Here is a 4,078-nt window from a genome sequence, read left to right as displayed (position 1 = left end):
AGCGCACGACGTAGACGGAGACTTCTGAGTGTCTGACGACGCGTGCTGCGTTTGGGCCGAGGAGGTAGTCTTTGAGGTCGGGCCGGTGTGCGCCGATGACGATCAGGTCGCTGCCTGCTTCTTTGGCCGTGTGCAGGATTTTCTGATAGGCCGTGCCCGTGGCGACCACATGGCGTACCTGTGCGTTGCGCGCTTCGCCCAGGACCGATTGACCCAGCGCCTCGAGCGCTTCTTGCGCTTTGGCCACGGCTTGCTCGTGATGCTCGGGCTCGAAGAAGCTGCCGACAAAGGATTCCCCAAAATCGGGCAGCACCGTAACAACATCAAGCTGAGCATTGTCGAGCTCTGCCAGCCGCGCGGCCTGACGTAGGACCTCGGCATCGGTTTCGGGCTTCCCGGCATCTACGGCACAGAGGACGGATTTGATCATGATGTTACCTCTTGTTCGCTTGTGCGGGCTGCACGGCTGCGTTGCAGGAAGGCGATGAAGCCCAGCAAGATCAGCGCCGGGATGAAGATCAGCTCTTTGGGGGGCTGGTTCTGGGGGGCCTGCACGGTGGTGATGCGGACGGGCTCGTCGGCGTAGTAGTCGAAGTTCGACAGCTCGTCCGAGACCGGGGTGCCGAACAGAGGCTCATCCAGCTTGACCAGGCCGTCCTCCTCAAGCGGCAACAGGCCAAGGGCGTCGATGCGGGCCGCACCATCACCCTCGTCGCCGACCGTCAGGACCACGGTGGTTTCGGTCATGTTGCCGGTGTCAAAATCGGGGCCCGCGACCTCGATCCGCAGGGTGCTGCCCGGTGCGGCGTCGCCCACGGCTTGCTCCAGCTGTGCCGGGTCGATCTGCGCGAAGGGCGGCGCGATGCGGTTCATGAAGAAGTCCGGACGGAACAGCGCAAAGGCGATCAGGATCAGCGCCACGCTTTCGTAGATGCGGTTGCGGGTCAGGAACCAGCCCATGGTGCCGGCGGTGAAGATCAGGATCGCGATGGTCGCAGAGATGGCCACCAGAATGCCCTGCACCCAGCCCACATCAATCAGCAAGAGATCGGTGTTGAAGATGAACACGAACGGCAGCGCCACGGTGCGCAAGGAATAGAAGAAGGCGGTGAAGCCCGTCTTGATCGCGTCGCCTCCTGACACGGCAGCAGCGGCAAAGCTGGCCAGACCCACGGGCGGCGTCACATCGGCCATGATGCCGAAGTAGAACACAAACAGATGCACCGCGATCAGCGGCACGATCAGACCGTCCTGCGCGCCCAGTTCCACGACCACACCCGCCATCAGCGAGCTGACGACGATATAGTTCGCCGTGGTCGGCAGGCCCATGCCCAGAATAAGGCTGAGCAGGCCCACCAGCGCCAGCATGGCGATCAGGTTGCCGCCCGACAGGAACTCGACCAGATCGGCCATCACCTGCCCCACACCGGTCAGCGTCACGGTGCCCACAATCACGCCTGCAGTGGCGGTGGCCAGTGCGATGCCGATCATGTTGCGCGCGCCGTCGATCAGGCCGTTCCACAGGTCGGCCACGCCAGCCATGAAGGCATTGGCCGTGTTGTTCTCACCCCGGAAGATCGACTTCAGCGGCTTCTGCGTCAGCAGGATCACGAACAGCAGCGATGTGGCCCAGAAAGCCGACAGACCTGGCGATTTCTGCTCGATCATCAGGAAGTAGACCAGCACGATGATCGGCAGCAGGTAATGCAGACCGGCCTTGTAGATCTCGGCAATGACCGGCAGCTCGACCTCTTTGGCGTTGGGGTCATCGGGGACGAGATCCTCGACGCCCGAGGCCAGTTTCAACAAGATCATATAGGCCACAACAACCAGCGCCGACAGCACCAGACCCGAGGCACCGGGGATCAGCGCAATCACCGCCTTGATCGGGTATTGGATGCCATAGCACAGCCCGGCAAAGCCCACAAAGAACAGCGCCATGCCACCGATCGTGCGGCCCATCGACACCACGCGGTTGCCCAGCGTCGGCATGTTCCGCTTCACCGCCTCCAAGTGCACGATATAGACCAGTGCGATGTACGAGATCGCCGCCGGCAGGAAGGCATGCGTGATCACCTCGACATAGGAAATGCCCACATATTCCACCATCAAAAAGGCCGCTGCCCCCATCACCGGCGGCATGATCTGACCGTTCACCGAAGAGGCGACCTCGACCGAGCCCGCTTGTTCGCTGGAAAAGCCCACCCGCTTCATCAGCGGGATGGTGAAGGTGCCGGTAGTCACCACATTGGCAATCGAAGAACCCGAGATCAGCCCGGTCGCCGCAGACCCCACCACAGCCGCCTTGGCCGGGCCGCCGCGCAGGTGACCCAGCGCGCCAAAGGCCATCTTGATAAAGTAATTGCCCGCACCCGCCTTATCCAAAAGCGCACCGAACAGCACGAAGAGGAAGACGAACTTGGTCGAGACGCCCAAAGCGATGCCAAACACACCTTCGGACGTGATCCACATATGGCTCATGGCCTTTTTCAGGCTGGCGCCCTTCCACTGGATCACCTCGGGCACCCAGGAGGATGAGCCAAAGAACACATAGGCCAGGAAAATCGTGGCAATGATCGCCATCGCCGGGCCAAGCGCACGCCGCGCGGCCTCGAACAGCAACAGCAACCCAGCCAGGGCCACCCATTTGTCCACGTCATCGGCCAGCAGGCCATTGTTCACGACTTTTTCGTAGAAAATATAACCATAAAGCGCGATCACCGCACCCACCACGCCCATGATCCAATCCTGCACGGGGATGTAATTGCGCGGGCTGGATTTCAGCGCCGGATAGGCCGCAAAGGCCAGAAAGATCGCAAAGGCCAGATGGATCTGGCGCGAGTTGTTCACCACGCTGCCCGGCAGCAGCACATTCGACAAGGGCGAGGCCAGCACCACCTGAAAGACCGACCACAGCACCGCCACGATGGCCAGAAACAGCCCCACATTCCCCGCCGGATTGCGCGCGCCCGCGTCAGAGGACGCCACCAGATCCTGAAGCTCTTCCTCGGATAGCGGGCGGTTGGATTGTGTGTCGGAACTCATCTGGCGTCTCCCCGTCATATGGCCGTTTCGGCCTTATCGTCCACCCGGCTGCTCCGGGTGCAAAAGGGGCGCGCCCGTCACAGGCGCGCCCCACATCAGGTCCGGCTTACTGCAGCCAGCCTTTTTCCTTGTAGTACTTCTCGGCACCCGGATGCAGCGGCGCCGACAGACCGTCCGAGATCATCTCTTCGGGCTTCAGGTTCGCAAATGCCGGGTGCAGCTTTTTGAAATCGTCAAAGTTTTCAAAGACCGAGCTGACAACCGCATAGACCGCGTCATCGGATACATCCGCCGAGGTCACAAAGGTCGCGCCCACACCAAAGGTCGTGGTGTCGCCATCCGAGCCGCGATACATGCCACCGGGGATGGTCGCGGTGCGGTAGTAGGAATTGCCGTCGATCAGACCATCGATCGCATCGCCGGTCACGTTCACCAGAACGGAATCACAGGCAGTGGTCGCCTCCTGGATCGAGCCCGACGGGTGACCCACGGTGTAGATCATCGCATCGATCTGGTTGTCGCACAGCGCCGCCGACTGCTCAGCCGCTTTCAGCTCCGAGGCCAGCTCGAAATCGTCCAGCGTCCAGCCCACGGCCTCAAGCACAACATCCATCGTGCCGCGCTGACCCGAACCCGGGTTGCCGATGTTCACGCGCTTGCCCTTGAGGTCTTCAAAGCTGGAAATCCCCGCATCCGCGCGCGCCACAACCGTGAACGGCTCAGGATGGACCGAGAACACCGCGCGCAGGTTCTCAAACGCGCCCGCATCTTCGAATTTCGAGGTGCCGTTGTAAGCATGGTACTGCCAGTCAGACTGCGCCACACCAAACTCCAGCTCACCCTCGCGGATGGTGTTGATGTTGTAAACCGACCCACCCGTCGATTCCACCGAACACCGAACCCCATGCTCCTTACGGCCCTTGTTCACCAAACGACAAATCGCGCCACCCGTCGGATAATAAACGCCCGTTACACCACCCGTGCCAATCGTGATGAACTCCTCAGCATAAGCCGCAGGCGACAAAAATGCGGC

At 61.4% G+C, this 4,078-nt stretch carries 3 protein-coding genes; all 3 read right to left on the bottom strand.

The window, feature by feature from the left end; all coding sequences use genetic code 11:
* Positions 1–430, bottom strand: a 430-nt coding sequence (locus GOV79_RS22210) for a universal stress protein (protein ID WP_170775899.1), incomplete at its 3' end; no start/stop codon positions are given.
* A complete protein-coding gene (locus tag GOV79_RS22205) occupies positions 427–3,045 on the bottom strand; it encodes a TRAP transporter permease (protein ID WP_170782436.1) in 2,619 nt (872 codons plus the stop codon). The genes GOV79_RS22205 and GOV79_RS22210, both read right to left, overlap by 4 nt.
* 106 nt (positions 3,046–3,151) lie before the next feature.
* Positions 3,152–4,078, bottom strand: a 927-nt coding sequence (locus GOV79_RS22200; protein ID WP_214648148.1) for a TAXI family TRAP transporter solute-binding subunit, incomplete at its 5' end; no start/stop codon positions are given.

This window comes from Ruegeria lacuscaerulensis (assembly GCF_013034745.1).
Lineage (GTDB): Bacteria > Pseudomonadota > Alphaproteobacteria > Rhodobacterales > Rhodobacteraceae > Ruegeria > Ruegeria lacuscaerulensis_B.
Note: the sequence above shows the minus strand (reverse complement) of the source record. Positions and strands in the feature narration are given on the sequence as shown.